Source organism: Aeromicrobium sp. NPDC092404 (assembly GCF_040684095.1).
GTDB lineage: Bacteria > Actinomycetota > Actinomycetes > Propionibacteriales > Nocardioidaceae > Aeromicrobium.
Window position 1 is genome coordinate 324,572 of sequence record NZ_JBFBFI010000001.1, and the last position, 23,616, is coordinate 348,187.

A 23,616-nucleotide genomic window follows, 5' to 3' on the forward strand; every position below is an offset into this window, starting at 1 on the left:
GAGGCTTCGCAGCGAGGCCCCCGTACGCTTTTTCTTTCACGGGGGTCTCGCTGTGAACGAGCGACTGAGGGTCGGCGTGATCGGCGCCGGAGCGATGGGTGCGTCCCACGTGGCGACGCTGAGCGCTGGTGTGCCGGCGGCGCAGGTCACCCAGGTCTTCGACATGGACACCGCGCGCGCCAAGGAGATCGCCGGCCCCGTTGGTGCACGAGCCGCCGACTCGGCCGAGGCGCTGGTCGATGACCCGGAGGTCGACGCCGTGGTGATTGCCTCGCCGGACTTCACCCACGCCGACCTGGCGCTGGCCTGCATCGCTGCCGGCAAGCACGTGCTCTGCGAGAAGCCGCTCGCCGTCAGCGCCGACGAGGCGCGGCGGGTCGTCGACGCCGAGGTCGCCCTGGGCCGGCGTCTCGTGCAGGTGGGCTTCAACCGTCGCTTCGATCCGGGCTTTCGCGACCTCAAGGCATCGGTCGACGACGGCACGCTGGGCGACGTACGCGTCGTGCACGGCATCCATCGCAACGCGTCCAACTCGACGAGCACCGACGACGCCGGCCTCGTGACCGGGTCGATGATCCACGAGTTCGACACGTTCCGCTGGCTGCTCGACGGCGAGATCGTCGGCATCCGCGTCGAGTCGCCGATCGTCGAAGGCTTCCGTGATCCCCAGGTCGCCACCCTCTGGACCAGCGGCGGACAGATGATCACCGCCGAGGTGTTCGTGAACGCCGGCTACGGCTACGACGTCCGCGTCGAGGTCGTCGGCACCGGCGGATCGGCCACCCTCGAGCCTCGTACGCCGGTGGTCCGCCGCGTCTCGGGTTCGAGCGGCAGCTCGATCGGCAGCGACTTCGTGGCGCACTTCATCGAGTCCTACCGGCTCGAGCTGGCGGCGTGGGCCGAGGCGTCGTCGGCCGGGCACGTGGTGGGGGCGAGCGCGTGGGACGGCTACGTCGCCAACCTCGTCGCCGCGTCAGGCGTACGCGCACTCGGCTCGGGCCTCCTCGAGGCCGTCGACGTGCCGGAGCGGCCCGGGTTGTACGCGGCATGAGCCACGCGTCCCGCCTGCGCGCCTCGGACTGCCGCATCGACGACTTCGTCGAGATCGTGTCCGCGACGACCGACCCGGCCGACTTCCCGCACGTCGGCGACGTCGTCGACGAGGTCCTGGTCTACGAGTCCGACGACCTCCGCGCTGCGTCCGCGACGACCGACGGCCGGCAGGACGTCGAGGCCGAGCTGGTCCGCGCCCTGACCGAGGGTCCCGGCCTGGTCGTGCTGCGTGGAGCGTTCGAGGACCTCGCCGTCGTCGACCGGGTCAGCGCGGCGTTCGACGCCATGATCGCCGAGGAGGCGGCCTCCGGCGCCACCGTGGGCGACCACTTCGCCAAGCCGGGCGCCAACAGCCGGGTCTGGAACGCGCTCGAGAAGCTCGCGGTCCGCGACCCCGAGGCGTTCGTCGACTACTACGCCAACGACATGATCGCGCTGGTCTCAACCGCCTGGCTCGGCCCGGGCTACCAGGTGACGTCGCAGGTCAACGTCGTCCGGCCCGGAGGCGTTGCACAGGACCCGCACCGGGACTACCACTTGGGCTTCCTGGCCAACGACGTCGTCGAGCGCTACCCGACCCACGTCCACCTGCTGTCCCCGGTGCTCACGCTGCAGGGTGCCGTGGCGCACTCCGACATGCCGGTCGAGAGCGGTCCGACGATGTACCTGCCGCACTCGCACAAGTACGTCCCGGGCTACCTCGCGTGGCGACTGCCGGAGTTCCGCCAGCACTTCGCCGAGCATCACGTGCAGCTGCCGCTCGAGAAGGGGGACGCGGCGTTCTTCAACCCGGCGCTGTTCCACGGGGCGGGCAGCAACGTCTCGGCCGGCATCCAGCGCATGGCCAACCTGCTCCAGGTGTCGTCGGGCTTCGGTCGCGCGATGGAGGCCGTCGATCGCGACCGCGTTACGCGGGCGATCTTCCCGGCGCTCGCCGCACGGAGCCGGGACGGCATGGCGATCGAACAGGTCGCGAACGCGGTGGCGGCCGCGGCAGAGGGCTACCCGTTCCCGACCAACCTCGACCTCGACCAGCCCGTCGGCGGACTCACGCCGCCGTCGCAGGCAGACCTGCTCCATCGTGCGATCGGGGAGAGCTGGGACGCCGCGCAGCTGGACCGGGCGCTCGACGACCACGCGGCGCGCCGACGTACGCGCTAGCGCCGGCCCGTTCACGCTGTCAGCGAACAGCCGTGTTTTGGCGTGTGTTCGAAGGCCCGGCCGTCTAGGTTTGGGGACGTGAACACACCGGATACCCCCAGCCCCCTGTCGCCGAGGATGGCCGGCGAGGCCGGCCCCTCGGATCTCGACGGCCACATCTACCAGCGGCTCCTCAAGGAACGCATCGTGTTCCTCGGCTCCGAGGTGCGCGACTCCAACTCCAACGCGATCTGCGCCCAGATGCTGCTGCTCAACGCAGAGGACCCGCAGGCCGACATCTATCTCTACATCAACTCACCGGGCGGCTCGGTCGACTCGGGCATGGCGATCTACGACACCATGCAGTTCATCTCCAACGACGTCGCGACGTTCGGCATGGGCCTGGCTGCCTCGATGGGCCAGTTCCTGCTCGCCGCCGGCACCGCGGGCAAGCGCTACGCCCTGCCGCACGCGCGCATCATGATGCACCAGCCCTCGGGCGGCATCGGCGGCTCCGCGTCGGACATCAAGATCCAGGCCGAGCAGAGCGTCCTGCTCAAGAAGCAGCTCAACCAGCTGCAGTCGGTCCACAGTGGCCAGACCGTCGAGCAGATCGAGCTCGACTCCGACCGGGACCGGTGGTTCACGCCGGAACAGGCCAAGGAGTACGGACTGATCGATCACGTCGTCGCGAGCGCAGGAGATCTGACCTCATGAGCTATTACATCCCGCAGTGGGAAGAGCGCACCTCCTACGGCTTCCGGCGCATCGATCCCTACACCAAGCTGTTCGAGGACCGCATCATCATGCTGGGCACCCCGATCAGCGACGACGTCGCCAACGCCGTCATGGCGCAGCTGATGTCGCTGCAGGCCATGGACCCGGATCGTGACATCTCGATCTACATCAACAGCCCGGGCGGCTCCTTCACGGCGTTGACGGCGATCTACGACACCATCCGCTACATCAAGCCCGACGTGCAGACCCTGTGCCTCGGCCAGGCGGCCTCCGCGGCGGCGATCCTGCTCGCGGCCGGGACGCCCGGCAAGCGCCTGGCGCTGCCCAACAGCCGCATCCTGATCCACCAGCCCTACACCGAGGGCACCGGCGGTCAGATCTCCGACCTCGAGATCCAGGCCAACGAGATCTTCAGGATGCGCGAGCTGATGGAGAAGATGATCTCCGAGGCGACCGGCAAGTCGATCGAGGAGGTCAGCAAGGACGTCGACCGCGACAAGATCCTCACGGCCCAGCAGGCGGTCGAGTACGGCCTCGTCGACGAGGTCCTCGACACGCTCAAGGTCCCCGCGGTCTGACGACACGCACGACGACACAGGCGCCGTGACCGAGACGCAGCCCACATTCGCCGCTAAGGTGAAAATGTTGCTCTCTCGGTCACGGGCCGGCTCCGGCTCACACCGCGCAGTTGAAGACTGCGTAGTCCAACGAAGGGACTCTCCACGTGGCACGCATTGGTGAAACCGCCGATCTGCTGAAGTGTTCTTTCTGTGGAAAGAGCCAGAAGCAGGTCAAGAAGCTCATCGCCGGACCCGGCGTCTACATCTGCGACGAGTGCATCGACCTCTGCAACGAGATCATCGAGGAAGAGCTCGCCGAAGGAGCCGAGCTGAGCCTCGGTGAGCTGCCCAAGCCCCACGAGATCTACGACTTCCTCAACGGCTACGTCATCGGGCAGGACGGCGCCAAGAAGTCGTTGGCCGTCGCGGTCTACAACCACTACAAGCGCGTGCAGGCGCAGGTCGGCAGCACGCGGGGCAAGGACGAGCAGGTCGAGCTGGCCAAGTCCAACATCCTGCTCGTGGGACCCACCGGCTGCGGCAAGACCTATCTCGCCCAGACGCTGGCCCGCATGCTCAACGTCCCGTTCGCCATCGCCGACGCGACCGCACTGACCGAGGCCGGCTATGTCGGTGAGGACGTCGAGAACATCCTCCTCAAGCTCATCCAGGCCGCGGACTACGACGTCAAGAAGGCCGAGACCGGCATCATCTACATCGACGAGGTCGACAAGATCTCGCGCAAGAGCGAGAACCCGTCGATCACCCGCGACGTGTCGGGCGAGGGCGTGCAGCAGGCGCTGCTCAAGATCCTCGAGGGCACGACGGCCTCGGTGCCTCCCCAGGGCGGGCGCAAGCACCCGCACCAGGAGTTCATCCAGATCGACACGACCAACGTGCTGTTCATCGTCGGCGGTGCGTTCGCCGGCCTCGACCAGATCATCGAGCAGCGCAGCGGCAAGATGAGCTTGGGCTTCAACACCGGTCAGCAAGACATCGGCAAGGCCGCCGAGCCGCACAAGCTCTACTCCAAGGTGCTGCCCGAGGACCTGCTCAAGTTCGGGCTGATCCCGGAGTTCATCGGCCGTCTGCCGGTCATCGCGGCCGTCGACAACCTCGACAAGGACGCCTTGGTCGAGATCCTCACCAAGCCCCGCAACGCGCTGACCAAGCAGTACGTCCGGCTGTTCGAGATCGACGGTGTCGAGCTCGAGTTCAGCCCTGACGCAGCCGACGCCATGGCCGACCTGGCTCTGGCGCGTGGCACCGGTGCTCGCGGGCTGCGCTCGATCATCGAGGCCGTGCTCGAGCCGGTCATGTACGAGATCCCGAGCCGTGACGACGTCGCCAAGGTCATCGTGACCGATGCCACCGTCGCCGGCATCGAGGGTCCGACGATCCTGACGCACGACGACGTGGCCAAGAAGGCCTCGTAGAGCCGCTCCTGCCGTCCGTCGGTACGTTGGGGACATGACCTCAGTCGACATCGCCCTGCTCGGAGCCACTGGATTCACCGGCGGACTGACCGCCGACTACCTCGGCACGCACCTGCCGCCGGGCGGGTCGTGGGCCATCGCGGGCCGCAACCAGGGCAAGCTCGAGGCCGTCGCGGACCGCATCGAGGGACTCGGGGGAGTGCGCCCCGAGATCATCTCGGCCGACATCGGCAACGCCGACTCGATGAGCGCCCTGGCCGGCAGCACCCGCGTCCTGGTCACCACGGTCGGGCCCTACCTCAAGTACGGCGAGGCTGCGGTCAAGGCGAGCGTCGAGGCCGGCATCGCGTACGTCGACCTGACCGGTGAGCCGCAGTTCGTCGACGACATGTGGCTCAAGTACCACGACCGGGCCGTGGAGACCGGCGCACGGATCATCCACGCGTGCGGGTTCGACTCCATCCCGTACGACCTCGGCGTCCTGCACGCCGTCCAGCAGCTCCCCGAGGACGTGCCGATCCGGGTGCGGGGCTACATCCGCGCCAACGCCGAGTTCTCCGGCGGCACCTACCACTCGGCGATCAACCAGTTCTCGTCGATGCGCGAGTCGGGCAAGGTCTCTGGCGCTCGCCGCAAGGCCGAGCCTCGGCCCGAGGGCCGCACGGTGCGCGGGTCGGGCAAGCTCGGCAAGGCGCCGGAGCTGGGCGGCTGGGGCGTCCCCATGCCGACGATCGATCCGCAGATCGTGCTGCGCTCGGCGCGGGCGCTGGAGCGCTACGGCCCGGAGTTCACCTACTCGCACTTCGCGCACTTCAAGACCCGCCGCATGCTGGCGGCCTCCGGTCTTGGGCTGGGCGTCGCGTTCCTGGGTGCGCAGCTGCCTCCCACCCGCGCCCTCCTGCTCAAGGCCAAGGATCCCGGGGCCGGCCCGTCGGACGAGAAGCGTGAGAAGTCCTGGTTCAAGCTCAGCGTGTTCGCCGAGGGTGGGGGCAAGAAGGTGCACACCGAGGTGACCGGCGGCGACCCCGGCTACACCGAGACGTCCAAGATGCTGGGCGAGTCGGCCCTCTGCCTGGCGTACGACGACCTGCCCGAGGTGTCCGGCCAGACGACCACCGCGGTGGCGATGGGGGACGCCTTGATCGACCGCCTGCAGCAGGCCGGCATCATCTTCCGGACGGTCGACGACGCCTGACGTGTGACGAACTCGATGCGCGACCTTCTCACACTCCTCGGACGGGGTTCGGCGGCGCTGCGGACGTAGGCTGAAGGCATGGATCTCGCCGGAGCCATCACCCACGTCCTGGCCTCGAGTGATGCCCCGCCGGGGTTGCTTCCCGCCCGCGAGCAGATGGCGCTCTCGCTGGGCTGGCACATCATCCTGGCCTGCTTCGGCGTGGCGTTCCCGGCGATGATCTACGTCGTCCACCGTCGCGGCATCGTCCGCGACGACCCCGTCGCCCTGGCCCTGGCGAAGCGCTGGGCCAAGGTGTCGGCCGTGCTGTTCGCCATCGGTGCGGTCTCGGGCACCGTGCTGAGCTTCGAGATGGGCATCCTGTGGCCCGGGCTGATGGGCCGGTTCGGAGACGTGCTGGGGCTGCCGTTCGCCTTCGAGGGGCTGTCGTTCTTCGTCGAGGCCATCTTCCTCGGCATCTACCTGTACGGCTGGGACCGCATGCCGCCGCGTCGTCACCTCGCGATGCTGATCCCGATGGCGATCGCCGGTGTCGTGGGCACGTTCTGCGTCATCTCGGTCAACGCCTGGATGAACAACCCGACCGGCTTCACCCTCGTGAACGGCGAGGTGACCGACGTCAACCCGTGGCGGGCGATGTTCAACGACGGTGTCTGGCTGCAGTTCGCACACATGTGGTTCGCGGCCTTCATGGTCGTCGGCTTCGTCGTTGCGGGCGTCTACGCCGCCGGCATGCTCAAGGGCCGGGTCGATGCCCATCACCGGCTCGGGTTCACCGTGCCGTTCATCTTCGCGACCGTGGCGGCGATCGTGCAGCCGTTCATCGGTCACGTGCTCGGCCTGCGGGTGGGAGAGACCCAACCGTCGAAGCTCGCGGCGTTCGAGCTCGCGACGACGACCGAGCAGCCTGCTCCGCTGCGGCTCGGCGGGGTGCTCATCGACGGTGAGGTCCGCGGCGCCCTGGACATCCCCAAGCTCGGTTCCCTGATCGCCCGCAACTCGTTCGACAAGCCCGTGCCGGGCCTCGACACGGTTCCGGCAGCGGATCAGCCGCCGGTCAACATCACCCACCTCGCGTTCCAGTCGATGGTCGGGATCGGCACCCTCTTGATGATCGCCGTGATCCTGTTCTGGCTCGCCCGCTGGCGGGGCCACGACCTGCTGTCCCATCGCTGGTTCCTGCGTGGCGCCGTCGTCGCGGGACCCCTCGCGATCATCGCGATGGAAGCGGGCTGGATCGCGACCGAGGTCGGCCGCCAGCCCTGGGTCGTCTGGGGGATCCTGCGGACCGAGGACGCCGCCAGCCAGAGCGCAGGGCTGTGGTGGAGTCTCGCTGCCGCGGTCGTGATCTATGTCGGGATGACGATCGGCGCCTTCGTCGTGCTGCGGTCGATGGCCAGGCGGTGGCGCGCGGGCGAGGAGGACCTGCCGAGCCCGTACGGTCCGGGCAACGCCACGGTCGACGAGGCGGCTGCCCGATGAGCCTCGCCGTCGTGGTGGCGATCGCGATGTTCGCCGGCATCGTCCTGTACGCCTTGTTCGGTGGTGCCGACTTCGGCTCGGGCTTCTTCGACCTCACGGCGGGCGGGTCGGAGCGCGGCGGAGAGCTGCGCGCCCTGATCGACCACAGCATCGGTCCGGTGTGGGAGGCCAATCACGTGTGGCTGATCTACATCCTGGTGATCTGGTGGACCGGCTTCCCGGAGACCTTCGCCGCAGCGACGACGACCCTGACGTTGCCGCTTGCGCTGGCGCTGGTCGGCATCGTGCTGCGCGGTGCCAGCTTCGCCTTTCGCAAGTACTCCGCGACCCTCGCCCAGGCCAGGCTGTTCGGCGCGGTGTTCGCCGGATCCTCGCTGATCACGCCGTTCTTCCTCGGTGCGGCCGCCGGCGCCGTCGCGTCGGGCCGGGTGCCGGCCGAGGGCAACGGTGACCAGCTCGACTCGTGGCTGCACCCCACCTCGTTGTTCGGAGGGCTGATCGCGGTGGGCACGTGTGCCTTCCTCGCGGGCGTCTTCCTGACCGCCGATGCCGCGCGGGCGAGGCACCAAGACCTCAGCGAGGCGTTGCGCACCCGGACCATCGGTGTCGGGATCGCCACGGGCGTCATCGTGTTCGCGGCGCTCGTGCCCATCAAGCAGGACTCGCCGACGCTCAGCGACCGCCTGCTCGGGCCCGCGGCACCCCTCATCGTCGCGTCCGCCATCGCCGGACTCGCGACGCTCGTCCTGCTGCACCGGCGACGCTTCGGTCAGGCCCGGTTCGCCGCGGTCGCTGCCGTGGCGGCGGTCGTGATCGGCTGGGGCGTCGCGCAGTATCCGTGGATGCTGGTCGACGAGGTCACGATCACCGCGGCCGCCGGCGCCGATGCGACGCTGTCCGGCCTGCTCGTCGTGGTCGGCCTCGCCGGCGTCATCGTGGTCCCGGCGCTTGCCTATCTGTTCTGGCTCACGCAGTCAGAGCGCTGGACCGAGTCGCACTAGGCCCTCACGACCTCGACCCCGCGGGCGCGGAGCTCCTTGATATCGTCCTCGCTCGCGTCGGTGTCGGTGATGACCACGTCGAGGTCGTCGTAGGACGCGAACGAGAACACGTGGTCGAGCGAGAACTTCGAGGAGTCGAACACGGCGACGACGGTGCGAGCCGACCGGACGAGAGCGCGCTTGACGGCGGCCTCGTCGGGGTCCGGCGTGCTGAGCCCATGGGCCGTGGACGCAGCGCTCGTGGCCAGGAAGCACACGTCGGCCCGCAGGTCGGCCAGGGAGTCGATCGTCGTCGGACCCATGGCGGCCGCGGTCGCCCCGCTGACCCGGCCACCCAGGAGATGCAGGGTGATCGACGGCAGGGTGATGAGCTTGGCCGCAGCCGGGACGGCGTGCGTGAACACGGTCAGCGTGCGATCGAGGGGAAAGGCGTCGACGAGCTCGTTGACGGTCGTGCCGGCGTCCAGGACGACGCTGCCGCCGGCGTCGGGCAGCAGGGCCGCTGCCTCGCGGGCTATCCGGCGCTTCTGCTCGGCGTGGACGATCTCGCGCTGGGCCAGGTTGGGCACCAGGATCGTCAGCGCCCGGGTCGCCACCGCGCCACCGTGCACGCGTTGGGCCACGCCCTCGCGCTCCAGGACCGCGAGGTCGCGGCGGATCGTCTCGCTGCTGACGTCAAGCTCCTCGGCCAGGTCGATGACGGCCAGTCGCCCGTCCTGCTGGAGCCGCTCGGCGAGCAGCTGTTGACGTTCTGCGGCGTACACGCGGCGCTCCTCGCTCGAAGGACGTGGTTTTGTGTGGCTTTCGCGATCGAGTGTATGGCTTTGCGCCCGGTCGCGAGTAGAGTCGGGGCGAATCGTCTGCCCAGTCCCGCGTTCAGGAGTGTCCATGTCCGATTCCGTCCTCCATGGCAACGGCGTGGTTCCCGGCATCGGGGTCGGCCCGGTCGTGCGTCCGATAGCCCGCCCCGTCGTGCCCGCCGACGAGCCCGGCATCGACCCTGACGCCGGCACGGCTCAGTTCAGCGCCGCCGCGGCTCGTGTGGCCGACCGGCTCGCGGACCGTGCGGAGCGGGCGACCGGACCAGCCGCGGAGGTTTTGCTCGCGACAGCGGCACTCGCGCGCGACCGCGGCCTGGTCGCGCTCGTGCAGAAGCGGCTCGCCGAGGGCGCAGGACTGTGCGCGGCGACGGCTGGGGCCATCGACGAGCTGAGCGGCATGTTCAGTGCCGCGGGCGGCGTGATGGCCGAGCGGGTCACGGATCTCGCCGACATCCGCGACCGGGTCATCGCCGACCTCACCGGCCAGGCTGAGCCCGGCGTGCCGTCACCCGAGGTTCCGTCGGTCCTGTGCGCCGACGACCTGGCACCGGCCGACACGGCCGGTCTCGATCCCGCCGTGGTCGTCGCGATCGCCACGTCGCTGGGTGGCGCGACGAGCCACACGACGATCATCGCCCGCCAGCTCGGCATCCCGTGCGTCGTCGGCACGAACGGTCTCGACGACGTGGCCGAGGGGACACGCGTCCTGGTCGACGGCTCGGCCGGTGAGGTGGTCATCGAGCCCAGTCCGGACCTTGCCCGCGAACGTACGGGAGCGGCCGAGGCTGCGGTGGCGGCCGCAGCGTCGTGGCGTGGTCCCGGGACGACGTCCGACGGTCACGGGGTCGAGATCCTCGCGAACGTGCAGGATGGCGCCGGAGCGCGCCGGGCCGCCGAGACGCACGTCCAAGGCGTTGGCCTGTTCCGCACCGAGCTCTGCTTCCTCGACCGCGACGTCGAGCCGACGGTCGACGAGCAGGCGGCGATCTACCGTGAGGTGTTCGATGCGATGGGCGAGCGCAAGGTCGTGATCCGCACGCTCGACGCCGGCTCGGACAAGCCGCTGGGATTCGCGACGATCAAGGACGAGCCCAATCCGGCGCTCGGCGTCCGCGGCATGCGGCTCGGCCTGCAGGACGAAGGGCTGATGGATCGCCAGCTCGACGCCGTCGCGCGCGCAGCCGAGGGTTCTGCGGGTGAGGTGTGGGTCATGGCGCCGATGGTCGCGACCGAGGACGAGGCGGCCTGGTTCGGGGCCAAGGTGCGGGCGCACGGCCTGGTGCCGGGCGTCATGATCGAGGTTCCCAGCGCGGCCCTGCTGGCCGACCGGATCCTGCGGCACGTCGACTTCGTGTCGATCGGCACCAACGACCTCAGCCAGTACGCCTTCGCGGCCGACCGCATGGCTGCCTCGTTGTCGCACCTCACGGACCCGTGGCAGCCGGCGCTGCTCAGACTCGTCCAAGGCGTGGCCCGGGCCGGCCTCGACGCGGGGAAGCCGGTCGGGGTCTGCGGCGAGGCAGCGGCTGACCCCCAGCTCGCCTGCGTCCTGGCCGGGCTCGGGATCAGCTCGTTGTCCGCGGCGGCAACGGCCGCACCGCTGGTCGGAGCGACGCTGGGCGGCGTGACGCTGGAGGCGTGCCGCTCGGCCGCCGCGGCTGCGATGGAGGCTTCCGGGCCGGCGGAGGCCCGCCAGGTCGCCATCGAGCGGCTGGCGGACTGACGGGCCTCAGTCGACGACGGCCGGAACGGCCTCGACCTTGAAGCCCTCGACGGCTTCGTCGGCGACGTAGGTCGGCTCGACGACCACGCGGCCAGCTGCGAGAACGTCGGTCATGGCCAGGCGCAGATGGTCGAGCTGCTCCTTGGTGGCACCGATCGTCAGGCTGCTGATCTCGGTCTTCTGGCTCACCTTGGCGATCGACTTGGCTCCGCGAATGTCGGCGAGGACCGAGGCGGCCGAGGCCAGCAGCGCGGGATCCTGGTGCCCCGTCGTCAGGTCGACGTCGTTGACCGGCCAGTCGGCGCGGTGGATCGAGCCCTCCTGCCACCACGACCAGACTTCTTCGGTGACATAGGGCAGGAACGGAGCGAGCAGGCGCAGCTGCACCGACAGGGCGAGCACGAAGGCGCTCCGCGCCGAGCGACCGGTGGGGTCGTCCCGGCGCGACCGCTCCTTGACGAGCTCGAGGTAGTCGTCGCAGAAGTCCCAGAAGAACCGCTCGCTGATCTCCAGGGCCGAGGCGTAGTCGTACGCCTCGAAGGCGGCAGTCGCCGCCGTCACGACGTCGCGGAGCCCTGCGAGCATGGCGAGGTCGATCGCCTCGGTGACGCGCGAGGGGTCGAGGTCGTCCGCACCGGCACCCAGCCCGTAGGCCTCCTCGGAGGCGAGGACGAACTTGCTCGCGTTGAGCACCTTCATCGCGAGCCGTCGACCTACCTTCATCTGCGCCTCGTCGAACGGCGAGTCGGCGCCGGGTCGCGATCCTGCGGCACGCCAGCGGACCGCGTCAGCGCCGTACTTGTCGAGGATCTCGTCGGGCACCACGACGTTGCCCTTGGACTTGCTCATCTTCTTGCGGTCGGGGTCGACCACGAATCCTGACAGGGCAGCGTGCTTCCACGGCGCGACGCCGTGCTCCAGGTGGGCCCGGACGATCGACGAGAAGAGCCAGGTGCGGATGATGTCGTGGCCCTGGGGACGCAGGTCCATCGGGAACGTCCGGGCGAACAGATCCTCGTCCCGCTCCCAGCCGCAGATGATCTGCGGCGACAGCGACGAGGTCGCCCAGGTGTCAAGGACGTCGGGATCGGCCAGGAACCCGCCCGGCTCGCCCCGCTGCGACTCGGTGAAGCCGGGCGGGACGTCGGAGGACGGATCGACCGGCAGGGTCGACTCGTCGGCGAAGATCGGGTCGTCGTAGTCGGGCTCGCCGTCGGCGTCGAGCCGGTACCAGACCGGGAACGGGATGCCGAAGAAGCGCTGGCGCGAGACGAGCCAGTCGCCGTTGAGGCCCTCGATCCAGTTGGTGAGGCGCGACTGCATGTAGGCCGGGACCCACTCGATCTCGTCCCCCCGGGCGACGAGCTTCTGCCGCAGGTCGGCGTCACGCCCGCCGTTGGTGATGTACCACTGACGCGTCGAGACGATCTCGAGCGGCCGGTCGCCACGCTCGTAGAAGTTGGCCATGCGCTCCGTCGGGGTCGGCTCACCGTCGAGGTCGCCGGTCTCACGCAGCGCCTCGACCACGGCCTCGCGGGCGGAGAACGTGGTCTTGCCGGCGATCGCCTCGTAGCGGGGGATCCCGTCGCCGGTGATCCAGTCGGGCGTCTCCCGCAGGACCCGGCCGTCGCGGCCGATGATCGTACGGTTCGGCAGCTGCAGCTCACGCCACCACTGCACGTCCGTGAGATCGCCGAACGTGCAGGACATGACGATGCCTGACCCCTTCTCGGGATCGGCCAGCGGGTGCGCCAGGACCGGCAGCTCGACGCCGTAGAGCGGCGACGTCACGGTGGTGCCGAACAGCGTCTGGTATCGCTCGTCGTCGGGGTGGGCGATCAGCGCGACGCAGGCCGCGATGAGCTCGGGCCGGGTGGTCTCGATGATGACGGGGGAGTCGGCACCGCGGAACGCCACGCGGTGGTAGGCGCCGGGGTAGGAGCGCGCCTCCAGCTCGGCCTGAGCGACAGCGGTCTGGTAGGTCACGTCCCACAGCGTCGGCGCGTCCTGCTGGTACGCCTCGCCGCGGGCGACGTTGCGCAGGAAGGCGCGCTGGGAGACGGTCTGGGACTCGTCGCCGATCGTCGTGTACTGCTGCGACCAGTCGACGCTGAGCCCGAGCGTGCGCCACAGCTGCTCGAAGACCTTCTCGTCCTCCTTGACCAGCTCGTTGCACAGCTCGACGAAGTTGCGCCGGCTGATGGGGACCTGCTTCTTGGCGTCGGGCTTCTCGGGGGGCGTGAACTCGGCGTCGTAGGGCAGCGACGGGTCGCAGCGGACGCCGTAGAAGTTCTGGACGCGGCGCTCGGTGGGCAGGCCGTTGTCGTCCCAGCCCATGGGATAGAAGACCTCCTTGCCGCGCATGCGCTGGTAGCGCGCGATGAGGTCGGTGTGCGTGTACGAAAACACGTGGCCGACGTGCAGGGAGCCCGAGACGGTCGGCGGAGGGGTGTCGATCGAGAAGATCTCCTCGCGGGTCTTCGTGCGGTCGAACGTGTAGGTGCCCTGCTCCGCCCAGCGGGCGGACCAAACGGCCTCGAGGCCTTCGAGGACAGGCTTCTCCGGGACGCGGTTGCTCGTGGGGCTGGTCACAGCAGGCAAGTCTAGGCGGGACGTTCAGCGTTCCGGCAGCGGCGTCGCGGGCCACCGAGGTGACCCGCGACGCCGCTCGCCGGTCCTAGGCGTCGGCCTTGGCGTAGGCGACGTCGTCGCCGGGCTGGCCGACCGGGACGTCCTCCTTGTGCGCGAGCTTGCTCGGCCACCAGATGTGTCGGCCGATGTCGAGGTTGAGCGCCGTCACGAGCACCGAGCGGACGATGATCGTGTCGAGCAGGACGCCGACCGCGACGATGAACCCGAGCTCGGCGAGGAACACGACCGGCAGGGTGGCGAGCGCCGCGAACGTGCCGGCGAGCACGAACCCGGCCGACGTGATGACACCGCCCGTTGCGCCCAGACCGATCAGCGCGCCGCGACGGGTGCCGTGCTTCAACGACTCCTCGCGGACTCGCGTCATGAGGAAGATGTTGTAGTCGATGCCCAGCGCCACCAGGAACACGAACGCGAACAGCGGGAACGACGAGTCCGTCCCGGCGAAGTCGAACACGTGCTTGAAGACGAGTCCGCTGATGCCCAGGGCCGCACCGAACGACACGACGACCGTCACCAGGAGGATCAACGGCGCCGCGATCGAGCGCAGGAGCAACGCCAGGACCAGCAGGACGACGACCAGGATGATCGGGATGATCAGCTTGTTGTCGGCCGACGACGCGTCCTGGACATCCTTGTTGACCGCGGTGTTGCCGCCCACGAGCGCATCCGCCCCGTCGACCGCGTGCACCGCGTCACGAGCCGCCTCGACGGTGTCGAAGGCTGCGGTGGAGTCCGGAGCCGAGGTGAGCGTGCCCTCGATGTAGGACACACCGCCCTTGGCGTCCTTGACCTCGACCGTGGCCGGGTCGATGCCCTTGACGTCCGACAGCGCCTGGACCACGGCGTCGGCGCGCTCGGTCTTGGCGACCACGGCGACCGGCGACCCGGCACCGCCGGCGAAGTGCTTGGCGAGCTCCTTCTCGGCAGCGACCGACGGCTGCGCCTTGGTGAAGCTCTCCTCGTTGGTCAGGCCGTTGGCACCGAGCTGGGTGATGCCGAAAGTGAGGGCGATCAGCACGATGCTGGTGGTGACCCAGACGACGCGGGGCCGTTTGGTGATGCGCTGGCCGACCTTGGCCCACATGCCGGTCTCGCTCTTGACCGGGTCGCCGAAGCGGGGGACGAACGGCCAGAAGATCCAGCGGCCGACGATGACCAGCAGCGCCGGGAGCATCACGAGCATGACCAGCAGTGCGATGGCGATGCCGGCAGCGCCGACCGGCCCGAGGCTGCTCGTGGAGTTCATCTGGGCGAACAGCAGGCACAGCAGGCCGATGATGACCGTCGCACCACTGGCGATGACCGCCGGAGCGGCACGGTGCAGCGCGTGGGCCATGGCTTCGTGCCGGTCCTCGTAGTTGTGCAGCTCCTCGCGGTAGCGGGCCACCAGGAGCAGTGCGTAGTCGACGCCGGCGCCCAGCACGAGAACGCTGAGGATGCCGGCGCTCTGCCCGTTGACCGTCAGGTCGGCGTACTTGGCGAGCAGGTAGACGACGCCCTGGGCGGTGAAGACCGCGCCGACGCCGCAGAACAGGAAGAGGATCGCGAGCTGCAGGCTGCGGTAGGTGATCAGCAGGATGATGAAGACGATGCCGAGCGCGGCCAGCAGGAGGATGCCGTCGATGCCCTCGAACGCCTTGGCCTGGTCGGCGCCCAGCGCTGCGGGACCGGCGAGCTGCGCGTCGAGGCCATCGCCGCCCTTGTCGACGATGTCGTTCATGTCGTCGACGGCGTCAGGCAGCTTGTCCCAGCCGTCGCTACCCATGTTGATCGTGGCGATGACCTGCAGCGCCTTGCCGTCCTTGGAGGGGATCGGCCCGACGATGTTGTCCTGCACGCCCTCGATCTTGGCGATCTCGGCACCGTCGGCCTCGGCCTTGGCGAAGTCCGCGGGCGTGACGCCCGAGTCGCGGACGTAGAGCACGATCGCCGGGATGGCGTCGGGGTCGGAGAACTGCTCCGACTGCTGGATGACCTTGGTCGACTCGGCGTCACCGGGCAGCCACCCGGCGATGTCGTTCTCCTGGACGTCGGCGAGCTTGGCGCCGAGCGATCCGGTGCCCATGATGACGAGCAGCGAGACACCCAAGGTGACCCACTTGGCCCAGTGGTGGGTGACCCACCCTGCGATCTGCCGGTTCATGCACAACTCCTCGTGAGAGCGCCCTTCAAGGCGCGAAGACACAGCGACTACATCATGTCGTAATGCACTGACACAAGCGCCATGGGTGGCCACCCTGAGTCGCCCCTGATGCCCTGCGACAATGGACGAGATGACACCCACGTACGCGGAGGTCGAGCGCGCGCTCCTCGGCCGGTGGCCGGAGACCCGTCTCGAGCCGTCCCTGGACCGGATTGCCGCCGTCTGCCGGCTGCTCGGAGACCCCCAGCGGGCCTATCCCGTGATCCACCTGACCGGCACCAACGGCAAGACGTCGACGAGCCGCATGGTCGATGCGTTGCTCCGCGCCCTCGACCTGCGGACCGGCCGCTTCACGAGCCCCCATCTGCAGTCGATGACCGAACGCATCTGCCTCGACGGCGTGCCGCTGTCCGAGGAGCTGTTCGTCGACGCCTTCGCTGACGTGGCGGCGTACGCGCAGATCGTCGACGACTCGTCAGAGCACCCGCTCTCGTTCTTCGAGCTGGTCACCGCGATGGCCTTCGCGGCGTTCGCCGACGCGCCGGTCGACGCCGCGGTCGTCGAGGTCGGCATGGGCGGCTCCTGGGACGCCACCAACGTCGCCGACGGCCAGGTCTCGGTCATCACCCCGATCGGCGTCGACCACGAGCGCTACCTCGGTGACCGCGCCGAGATCATCGCCGTCGAGAAGGCCGGCATCATCAAGCCCGGCTCGCACGTCGTCATCGCGCAGCAGGAGGAGGCCGTCATGGACGTCCTGATGCGGCGCGCGGTCGATGTCGGGGCGATCGCGCTGCGCGAGGGCGTGGACTTCGGCGTCAACCATCGGGCGACGGCGGTCGGTGGCCAGCAGATCGACCTGCAGGGGATCGCCTCGGCCTACTCCGACATCTTCCTGCCGCTCCACGGCGCCCACCAGGCCCACAACGCGGCGTACGCGTTGGCAGCGGTCGAGGCGTTCACCGGCAGCAAGGAGCTCGACGCCGATCTCGTGCGGCAGGCGTTCGCACAGGTCACGTCGCCGGGCCGGCTCGAGGTCGTCCGTCGCAGCCCCACCGTGCTGCTCGATGCCGCGCACAACCCGCACGGCGCCGGTGCGACGGTCGAGGCCGTGCAGGACGCCTTCACGTTCAGCCCGTTGATCGGCGTCGTCGGTGTCATGGCCGACAAGGACGTCGAAGAGGTGCTGCGCACGTTCGAGCCCCTGATGGCCGAGATCGTGTGCACCCAGAACAGCACGCCGCGGTCGATGCCCGCGGCGGAGCTCGCCGAGATCGCCGAGGACATCTTCGGCGCCGAGCGGGTCATCCTCGAGCCGCGGCTCGACGACGCGATCGAGCGCGCCGTGGCGATGGCCGACTCGGCCGAGGGCAACGAGGACGCGATCGGCAGCGGTGGCGTGCTGGTCACCGGCTCGGTCATCACGGTCGGCGAGGCGCGGGTCCTGTTCGGAGGCACTCCGGCATGAGGGGCATGTGCGCCGCGATGCTGACCTTGGAGGCCATCATCCTCGCCCTGGCGGTGCCCGTCATGATCTCCGTCGAGGACGTCAGCACGCCGCTGGCGCTCGCCTCGGGACTCGGGCTCGCGGTGCTGTGCGTGCTGACCGCCGGTGCGCTGCGACGCCCGCAGGCGTACGTCGTGGGCCACGTGATCCAGGTCGGCGCGATGGCGCTGGGCTTCCTCGTCACCGTGATGTTCTTCGTCGGTGCGATGTTCGCCGCGCTGTGGTTCGCCGCGTTCTTCCTGGGCCGGCGGATCGAGGAGGACAAGGCCCGCTGGGCCCGCGAGGCCGGCCAGGGCTGACCCGTGTCTCCGGGGTCCTCCCGCGCTAGTGTCGAGGGCATGGTGCGTGTGCTGGTCGTCGCCGACGAAGAGGTGCCCGGGGCGCAGGCGCGGGTCCAGGACCTGCGGGTCGATCTGCTGCTCGGCGCCGGCGACCTGCCGTGGAGCTATCTCGAGTCCCTCGCCTCGGTGCTCGGCGTGCCCGCGGCGTACGTGCCGGGCAACCACGACCCGAGCACTGCCGGTGGCAGGGGCCCTGACGGGCTGGTCGACGTCGACGGGCGGGTGCTCATGGTCGGCGGCCTTCGCATTGCCGGTCTCGGCGGTTGCGTCCGCTACAACTCCGGACCGCACCAGTACACCCAGCAGGAGTACGACCGGCGCGCCCGGCGCCTGCTCAAGGACGCCCGGCGAGCCGGGCCCGTCGACGTGCTGCTGACCCACGCGCCGCCGCTCGGCCTCGGCGACGAGCCCGACCCGAGCCATGTGGGCATCTCGGCGCTCCACGGAGTCATCGAGACGTTGCGCCCCACCTGGCACCTGCATGGACACATTCATCCCTACGGCATGCACAAGCCCGACCGCGAGCTCGGCTCGACGACGATCCGCAACGTGATCCCGTGGCAGGTCATCGAGATCGATCCGGCAGCGGCTCCGGTCGGCGCCCGCGCGGGAAGGGGCTGACATGGTGCGCGACTCAGGATCGCCCCGCGTCGACGCCGAGAGCGACTTCATGCGGGCGCGGCGCCACCAGGTGCTGTCCGGCCTCGCCGCCCGACTGCGCAACGACGCCGACGACGTCATCCAGTCGATGTCGTTCGACGACGTGGTCGACGCGCTCGGACGCAAGGCCGAGCACTATGCCGGCACCAAGGTCATCCCGCTCGACGCGATCGTGGGCTCGGTCGACAAGGCGCGCGACTTCGACCGGCGCTTCCGGCCGACCTCGGCGGTCAGCCGGCAGCGGTGGGAACGGCTGTCGCGAGCCAGTCGCACCGGCGAGGAGATCCCGCCGATCGACGTCTACCAGGTCGGGGACTACTACTTCGTCCGCGACGGGCACCACCGCGTCTCGGTCGCCCGCAGCCTGAAGCTCGACGTCATCGAGGCCAACGTCACCGCGATCGAGACCTTTCTGGCCCCGGTGGGCATCGGCGCCCGCGCCGACCTCGAGCTGAAGTACTGGCGGCGGCTCATGCTCCAGCGGGTCCCGTTCACCGGCGAGGCTCGGGCTGCCGTCGCGGTCGACAACCCCTTCGACTACGGCGTCATCGCCGAGACCGTCGAGGCGTGGGCGGCGCGCGCCATGCACGCCGAGGGCGCCTACATGGACAAGGCGACGATGGCCGCACGGTGGTACGCCGAGGAGTTCCAGCCGGTCGTCGCGATGATCGAGGACGCCGGGGTCCGCGGCAAGGACGAGCGACCGGCCGAGGCCTACCTCCGCGTCGCGTGCGAGCGGTATCGGCTGATCCGCGAGCACGAGTGGAACGCCGACGTCATGAAGTCGGTGACGAGCAAGGGCAAGCGCAAGCGCTGACCAGCCTCAGAGACCGACGGTGAGGTTGTCGCCGCTCGCCGGGTCGAACAGGTGCATCTTGTTGGTGTCGATGAACAACGTCGCGTCGTCGTCCTCGGTGACCTTGCTGTCGGAGTCCAGCGACACGATGAGCTGCGTGCGCAGCGAGTCGCTGTCGACCTCGCGCGCCAGCTCCTTGAGCTGGCCCTGCACCTCGGCCTCGGCCTCATACGGCACGTAGGCGTACTGCTGGTCGCCGAGCCACTCGCGGACGTCGATGTGTGCCTTGAACGTCTGGTCGGTGTCGACCTTGCCCGAGTCGATGACGGACACGTCCTCGAAGTGCTCGGGGCGGACGCCGGCCATGAGCAGGCCCTTGCCGGCGGTCTTCTCGGCCTTGGCGTCGGGGATCGTGAACTCGCCGAACGGCAGCGTGACCTTGTTGCCCTCGACCGTGGCCGGCAGGAAGTTCATCGGCGGTGAGCCGATGAAGCCGGCGACGAAGAGGTTGACCGGCTGCTCGTAGAGCTCACGCGGGGTGGCGAGCTGCTGCAGCACACCGCGCTTCATGACCGCGACGCGGTCGCCGAGGGTCATGGCCTCGGTCTGGTCGTGCGTGACGTAGACCGTGGTGATGCCGAGCCGCTTCTGCAGGCGGGCGATCTCGGTGCGCATCTGGCCGCGGAGCTTGGCGTCGAGGTTGGACAACGGCTCGTCGAACAGGAACGCCTTGGCCTCGCGCACGATCGCGCGGCCCATGGCGACGCGCTGGCGCTGACCGCCCGACAGGTTGCCGGGCTTGCGCTGGAGGTGCTCGTCGAGATCGAGCGTCTTGCTGGCCTCGCGGACCTTCTCGTCGACCTCCTTGTCGCTCATCTTGGCCAGGCGCAAGGGGAAGGCGATGTTCTCGTAGACCGTGAGGTGGGGGTAGAGCGCGTAGTTCTGGAACACCATCGACAGGTTGCGCTCGCGCGGGGCGAGGTCATTGACCCTGGTCCCGTCGATCACCATGTCGCCCGACGTGATGTCCTCGAGGCCGACGATCATCCGCAGCAAGGTCGACTTGCCGCAGCCCGAGGGCCCGACGAGGATCAGGAACTCGCCGTCGGCGACGTCGATGCTGACGTCGTTCACGGCCGGGAACCCGTCGCCGTACTTCTTGACGATGTTTTTCATCTCGATGGTGGCCATGCGATCAACCCTTCACTGCGCCGGCGGTGAGGCCGGCGACGATCTTGCGCTGGAAGAACAGGACGAGAATGATGATCGGCACCGTGGCGACCACGGCAGCCGCGGCCAGGAGGGAGGCCGGTCGGTTGAACGGATCAGCCCCGACGAAGAACGACAGGGCGGCGGGGATCGGTCGGGCGCGTTCGGTCGACGTCAGCGAGATGCCGAAGACGAAGTCGTTCCACGCGAAGAAGAACGTCAGGATCGCCGCGGTGAACACGCCCGGCGCGGCGAGCGGGACGATGACCTTGCGGAACGCCTGCCATGCCGTCGCGCCGTCGACCTGGGCGGCCTGCTCCATCTCCCAAGGGATCTCGCGGAAGAACGCCGACAGCGTCCAGATGGCCAGCGGCAGCGTGAACGAGATGTAGGGGATCATCAGGCCCCACCAGGTGTCGTAGAGCCCGAACGTGCGCCACATGTCGAACAACGGCCCGACGAGCGACACGACCGGGAACATCGCGATGACCAGGGCAGTGGTGAGCACGAACTTCTTGCCCTTGAATTCCAGCCGCGCGATGGCATAGGCGGCCAGCGTCGCGAAGATCACCGACAGCAGTGTCGCGCTCAGCGACACGACGAGTGAGTTGCGGATGGCCAACAAGAAGTTGTCATCCTTGAGAACCTGGGTGTAGTTGTCGAAGCCGGCCCGGCCCCCGGAGGACGGGAAGAAGCCGGGGCTACCGTTGGTGACGGCGTCCTGCGACTTGAACGACAGCGAGACGATCCAGACGACCGGCAGCAGGCACCAGGCGAGGATGAAGGCGACTCCGACACCCGTCAGGGCCTTGCTCTTGAGATCTCCGTTCGTGCTCATCTCAGTCCTCCTGTCGGGCCGCAGCCAGGTCGACCTTGAACAGCTTGACGATCACGTAGGCGACGACGAGGACCGACAGGAACAGCAGCACCGACAAGGCTGAGCCGATGCCCAGCTGGAACTGCTCGATCACCTGTCTGTAGGTCAGGAACGAGATCGACTCGGTCGCGTTCGCACCGGCGGTCATCACGAAGATGTTGTCGAAGATGCGGTAGGCGTCGAGGGCGCGGAACAGCACCGCGACCATGATCGCCGCGCGCATGTTGGGCAGGATGACCTTAAAGAGCCGCTGCCACCACGTGGCGCCGTCGACCCTCGCCGCCTCCAGCATGTCGTTGGACACCTGTGCAAGGCCGGCCAGGAGGAGCAAGGACATGAACGGCGTGGTCTTCCAGATCTCGGACGCCATGATCGCGATCAACGAGGAGTTGCGCTCGGAGAACCAGTTGAAGTCGTCGCCGACGAACGGCAGCCAGCCGTTGACGAAGCCGTTGCTGTTGGAGAAGGCGAACTGCCACGCGAAGCCCGACACGACGGTGATGACGCCGTAGGGGATCAGGATCGACGTGCGGATGGTCCCGCGGGCGAAGACCACCTTGTGCATGACCATCGCGAACGCGAAGCCGATGACGAGCTCGAACGCCACCGTGATGATCATGATGATGACGGTCGTGAAGGTGTCGCGCCAGAACAGGCCGTCGGTCAGCGCTGTGACGTAGTTCTGGAGACCGACGAACTCCTTGTCGTCCGGTGCCGTGAGCGAGTAGTCGAACAGCGACAGGTAGAGCGCCCGGAGCATCGGGAACGCCGTGACGAGCAGCATCAGGATGACGGCGGGCGCCACCAGCTTGCGGGCCAGCGAGGTCTCCGCGCGCGCCCGGTCGGAGTCGACCGGCGGCGGCGTGTCCTCCGCGGCAGCGTTCTGGACGTATGTGGTGCTCACAGCAGGGCCTTCCCCTCGAGGATCGCCGTCAGGAAGTCAGCTGACTTCTCGGGCGTGCTGTTCGGGCTCACCGAGTTGGGCGAGTGCCACCTCGACTGGATCGCGCTCGAGATCTGGCTGTAGAACGCGCTCTTGGGCCGGGGGCCGCCGGTGTCGACGCTCTCGCTGAAGAGCTCGAGCAGGTCGGCGGGGTAGGCCTTCTTGAGCTCAGCCGAGTCGTAGACCGACTGGCGCGACGGCATCAGCCCCTCGTTGACGGCGAGCTGGGTCTGGGCCTCGGCGTTCGTCACGCAGACCGCGGCCTTCTGGGCGTACTCGAGGTTCTCGGAGTAGGCGCCGACGCCGATGTCGATGCCGCCGATCGGGGGCTTGGACTCCTCGCCCTCGACCGTTTCGGGGTAGCGGGCCCAGCCGAGGTCCTCGAAGCCCTTCTTGTCCTTGGGACCGCCGGGCTTGCCGATCAGGCCTTCGTAGTTCTTGTAGACGAACGTCCAGTTGGTCATGAACTCGCCCGGACCCTCGGCCGGGAACATCTGGCCGAGGCTCGTGCCCTCGTTGGAGGTGGTGAAGTCAGGCTGCGCGGCGGGGGAGTCAGCAAGCTTCTTGATGACCGCGGCTGCCTCCTTGCCTGCCTCGGAGTCGATCGTGACCTTGGCGTCACGCCCGCTCTCGACCGTTTCGGGATCGAGGATGTTGCCCCCGGCGCCCTGGATCAGAGCGTTGATCCAGACGACGTAGGCCTCGTACTTGTTGGCCTGGACGCCGACCGTGCCCTTGTTGTCGGAGGCCGCCTCGATGACCTGGTCCCACGTGACGGGCTTGGTCATGTCGAGCCCGGCCTTCTCGGCGAGCGACTTGCGGTGCCAGAGCACCTGGGTGTTGGCCCACTGCGGCGCGGCGACGACCTTGTCGTCCCACTGGACGGTCTCGGCGGCGCCCTTGAGGACGTCGTCGTCGAGGACCTGGTCGGCCTGCTCACCCTCGAACGGGGCGAGCCACTCGGCGTTGGCGAACTCCGGCACGAAGACCGGGTCCAGGCTCATCAAGTCGGTGGAGCTGTCCTCGGCGGCGAGGCGCCGGGCGAGCTGTGTGCGCTGGTCGGTCGCGCTGGCAGGGAGCAGCTGGATCTTGATCTCGTACTGATCGGTGCTGCAATCCTTGGCCAGCTTGTTGAGCGTCACCTGGCCGTCAGGGTTGATGTACCAGTTGAGCGTGGCCTTGCCGCCGCTGCCACCGCCGCAGGCGGACAGCACGCTGACGGACAGCGCCGCAGCGGCCATGCCTGCGACGACTCGACGAACTGGACGTACGGCCATTCCTCCCCCTACCGAGCCCTTCGGTGGCCCCGCAGGTGATGCGGGTCACAGGGACGCCTCGA

The 23,616-nt window shown here is 68.8% G+C and carries 20 protein-coding genes; 13 read left to right on the plus strand and 7 right to left on the minus strand.

The genetic code is table 11. The features are described from left to right. Nucleotides 1–52 precede the first annotated feature (52 nt). From AB0N22_RS01725 to AB0N22_RS01760, 8 genes are all read left to right on the plus strand, one after another. Complete coding sequence (locus tag AB0N22_RS01725) at nt 53–1,051, plus strand: Gfo/Idh/MocA family oxidoreductase (protein WP_364635221.1); 999 nt, start codon at nt 53–55, stop codon at nt 1,049–1,051. Further along, complete coding sequence (locus tag AB0N22_RS01730; RefSeq protein ID WP_364635224.1) at nt 1,048–2,214, plus strand: phytanoyl-CoA dioxygenase family protein; 1,167 nt, start codon at nt 1,048–1,050, stop codon at nt 2,212–2,214. The genes AB0N22_RS01725 and AB0N22_RS01730 overlap by 4 nt, the downstream gene beginning before the upstream one ends. A gap of 117 nt (nt 2,215–2,331) precedes the next feature. Further along, the gene (locus AB0N22_RS01735; protein ID WP_364639150.1) at nt 2,332–2,910 is read left to right on the plus strand and encodes an ATP-dependent Clp protease proteolytic subunit; all 579 of its coding nucleotides are present in this window, start codon (nt 2,332–2,334) and stop codon (nt 2,908–2,910) included. Beyond that, entirely contained in the window at nt 2,907–3,509 is a 603-nt protein-coding gene (locus tag AB0N22_RS01740; protein WP_364635227.1) for an ATP-dependent Clp protease proteolytic subunit, read from the plus strand. The genes AB0N22_RS01735 and AB0N22_RS01740 overlap by 4 nt, the downstream gene beginning before the upstream one ends. A 146-nt stretch (nt 3,510–3,655) precedes the next feature. Then, entirely contained in the window at nt 3,656–4,927 is a 1,272-nt protein-coding gene (gene clpX, locus AB0N22_RS01745; RefSeq protein WP_364635230.1) for an ATP-dependent Clp protease ATP-binding subunit ClpX, read from the plus strand. Nucleotides 4,928–4,961: 34 nt separating this feature from the next. Then, a complete protein-coding gene (locus AB0N22_RS01750; protein WP_364635233.1) occupies nt 4,962–6,122 on the plus strand; it encodes a saccharopine dehydrogenase NADP-binding domain-containing protein in 1,161 nt (386 codons plus the stop codon). 78 nt (nt 6,123–6,200) lie between these two features. Beyond that, nucleotides 6,201–7,604 (plus strand): cytochrome ubiquinol oxidase subunit I, encoded by a 1,404-nt coding sequence (locus tag AB0N22_RS01755; RefSeq protein WP_364635236.1) that lies wholly within the window; start codon nt 6,201–6,203, stop codon nt 7,602–7,604. Beyond that, on the plus strand, nt 7,601–8,605 hold the full coding sequence (locus AB0N22_RS01760; protein WP_364635239.1) for a cytochrome d ubiquinol oxidase subunit II: 1,005 nt from the start codon (nt 7,601–7,603) through the stop codon (nt 8,603–8,605). The genes AB0N22_RS01755 and AB0N22_RS01760 overlap by 4 nt, the downstream gene beginning before the upstream one ends. Here AB0N22_RS01760 and AB0N22_RS01765 read toward each other — a convergent pair. Then, nucleotides 8,602–9,369, minus strand: coding sequence for a DeoR/GlpR family DNA-binding transcription regulator (locus tag AB0N22_RS01765; protein ID WP_364635243.1), 768 nt, complete (start codon nt 9,367–9,369; stop codon nt 8,602–8,604). The two genes, AB0N22_RS01760 and AB0N22_RS01765, sit on opposite strands and share 4 nt — an antisense overlap. Nucleotides 9,370–9,493: 124 nt before the next feature. Here AB0N22_RS01765 and AB0N22_RS01770 point away from each other — a divergent pair, with 124 nt between their 5' ends. Beyond that, entirely contained in the window at nt 9,494–11,149 is a 1,656-nt protein-coding gene (locus AB0N22_RS01770; protein ID WP_364635246.1) for a putative PEP-binding protein, read from the plus strand. Between the two features lie 6 nt (nt 11,150–11,155). Here the strand turns inward: AB0N22_RS01770 and valS are convergent, their stop codons facing one another. After that, nucleotides 11,156–13,741 carry a valine--tRNA ligase gene (gene valS / locus AB0N22_RS01775; RefSeq protein WP_364635249.1) on the minus strand — a complete coding sequence of 862 codons (2,586 nt, stop codon included), beginning with the start codon at nt 13,739–13,741 and terminating at the stop codon, nt 11,156–11,158. An 85-nt stretch (nt 13,742–13,826) separates the two neighbouring features. Beyond that, nucleotides 13,827–15,944: an MMPL family transporter gene (locus AB0N22_RS01780; RefSeq protein ID WP_364635252.1), complete on the minus strand. Its 2,118-nt coding sequence runs from the start codon at nt 15,942–15,944 to the stop codon at nt 13,827–13,829. A gap of 130 nt (nt 15,945–16,074) precedes the next feature. Between AB0N22_RS01780 and AB0N22_RS01785 the strand changes: the two genes are divergently transcribed. From AB0N22_RS01785 to AB0N22_RS01800, 4 genes are read left to right on the plus strand one after another with little or no spacing between them, the layout of a single operon-like run. Continuing rightward, on the plus strand, nt 16,075–17,412 hold the full coding sequence (locus AB0N22_RS01785) for a folylpolyglutamate synthase/dihydrofolate synthase family protein (RefSeq protein WP_364635255.1): 1,338 nt from the start codon (nt 16,075–16,077) through the stop codon (nt 17,410–17,412). Further along, complete coding sequence (locus AB0N22_RS01790) at nt 17,409–17,750, plus strand: DUF4233 domain-containing protein (RefSeq protein ID WP_364635258.1); 342 nt, start codon at nt 17,409–17,411, stop codon at nt 17,748–17,750. The genes AB0N22_RS01785 and AB0N22_RS01790 overlap by 4 nt, the downstream gene beginning before the upstream one ends. Before the next feature lie 39 nt (nt 17,751–17,789). Continuing rightward, on the plus strand, nt 17,790–18,413 hold the full coding sequence (locus AB0N22_RS01795; protein ID WP_364635261.1) for a metallophosphoesterase: 624 nt from the start codon (nt 17,790–17,792) through the stop codon (nt 18,411–18,413). Nucleotide 18,414: 1 nt separating this feature from the next. Beyond that, entirely contained in the window at nt 18,415–19,269 is an 855-nt protein-coding gene (locus AB0N22_RS01800) for a chromosome partitioning protein ParB (RefSeq protein WP_364635264.1), read from the plus strand. Nucleotides 19,270–19,275: 6 nt separating this feature from the next. On the opposite strand, the gene ugpC is transcribed toward AB0N22_RS01800, so the two are convergent. The 4 genes from ugpC to AB0N22_RS01820 are packed head-to-tail and all read right to left on the minus strand — an operon-like array spanning nt 19,276 to nt 23,554. Continuing rightward, nucleotides 19,276–20,439, minus strand: a complete 1,164-nt coding sequence (gene ugpC, locus AB0N22_RS01805) for a sn-glycerol-3-phosphate ABC transporter ATP-binding protein UgpC (protein WP_364635267.1) — start codon at nt 20,437–20,439, stop codon at nt 19,276–19,278. A gap of 4 nt (nt 20,440–20,443) precedes the next feature. Then, entirely contained in the window at nt 20,444–21,295 is an 852-nt protein-coding gene (locus AB0N22_RS01810) for a carbohydrate ABC transporter permease (protein ID WP_364635270.1), read from the minus strand. Nucleotide 21,296: 1 nt separating this feature from the next. Beyond that, nucleotides 21,297–22,238 carry a sugar ABC transporter permease gene (locus tag AB0N22_RS01815; protein ID WP_364635273.1) on the minus strand — a complete coding sequence of 314 codons (942 nt, stop codon included), beginning with the start codon at nt 22,236–22,238 and terminating at the stop codon, nt 21,297–21,299. After that, nucleotides 22,235–23,554 carry an extracellular solute-binding protein gene (locus AB0N22_RS01820; RefSeq protein WP_364635276.1) on the minus strand — a complete coding sequence of 440 codons (1,320 nt, stop codon included), beginning with the start codon at nt 23,552–23,554 and terminating at the stop codon, nt 22,235–22,237. The genes AB0N22_RS01815 and AB0N22_RS01820 overlap by 4 nt, the downstream gene beginning before the upstream one ends. Nucleotides 23,555–23,616 lie beyond the last annotated feature (62 nt).

Coding starts and splice junctions, on each gene's coding strand:
- AB0N22_RS01750 (WP_364635233.1), top strand. CDS start 4,962: ATGACCTCAGTCGACATCGCCCTGCTCGGAGCCACTGGATTCACCGGC.
- AB0N22_RS01800 (WP_364635264.1), top strand. CDS start 18,415: ATGGTGCGCGACTCAGGATCGCCCCGCGTCGACGCCGAGAGCGACTTC.
- AB0N22_RS01780 (WP_364635252.1), bottom strand. CDS start 15,944: ATGAACCGGCAGATCGCAGGGTGGGTCACCCACCACTGGGCCAAGTGG.
- AB0N22_RS01770 (WP_364635246.1), top strand. CDS start 9,494: ATGTCCGATTCCGTCCTCCATGGCAACGGCGTGGTTCCCGGCATCGGG.
- AB0N22_RS01755 (WP_364635236.1), top strand. CDS start 6,201: ATGGATCTCGCCGGAGCCATCACCCACGTCCTGGCCTCGAGTGATGCC.
- AB0N22_RS01790 (WP_364635258.1), top strand. CDS start 17,409: ATGAGGGGCATGTGCGCCGCGATGCTGACCTTGGAGGCCATCATCCTC.
- AB0N22_RS01785 (WP_364635255.1), top strand. CDS start 16,075: ATGACACCCACGTACGCGGAGGTCGAGCGCGCGCTCCTCGGCCGGTGG.
- AB0N22_RS01820 (WP_364635276.1), bottom strand. CDS start 23,554: ATGGCCGTACGTCCAGTTCGTCGAGTCGTCGCAGGCATGGCCGCTGCG.
- AB0N22_RS01810 (WP_364635270.1), bottom strand. CDS start 21,295: ATGAGCACGAACGGAGATCTCAAGAGCAAGGCCCTGACGGGTGTCGGA.
- AB0N22_RS01735 (WP_364639150.1), top strand. CDS start 2,332: ATGGCCGGCGAGGCCGGCCCCTCGGATCTCGACGGCCACATCTACCAG.
- AB0N22_RS01730 (WP_364635224.1), top strand. CDS start 1,048: ATGAGCCACGCGTCCCGCCTGCGCGCCTCGGACTGCCGCATCGACGAC.
- AB0N22_RS01795 (WP_364635261.1), top strand. CDS start 17,790: ATGGTGCGTGTGCTGGTCGTCGCCGACGAAGAGGTGCCCGGGGCGCAG.
- AB0N22_RS01740 (WP_364635227.1), top strand. CDS start 2,907: ATGAGCTATTACATCCCGCAGTGGGAAGAGCGCACCTCCTACGGCTTC.
- AB0N22_RS01760 (WP_364635239.1), top strand. CDS start 7,601: ATGAGCCTCGCCGTCGTGGTGGCGATCGCGATGTTCGCCGGCATCGTC.
- ugpC (WP_364635267.1), bottom strand. CDS start 20,439: ATGGCCACCATCGAGATGAAAAACATCGTCAAGAAGTACGGCGACGGG.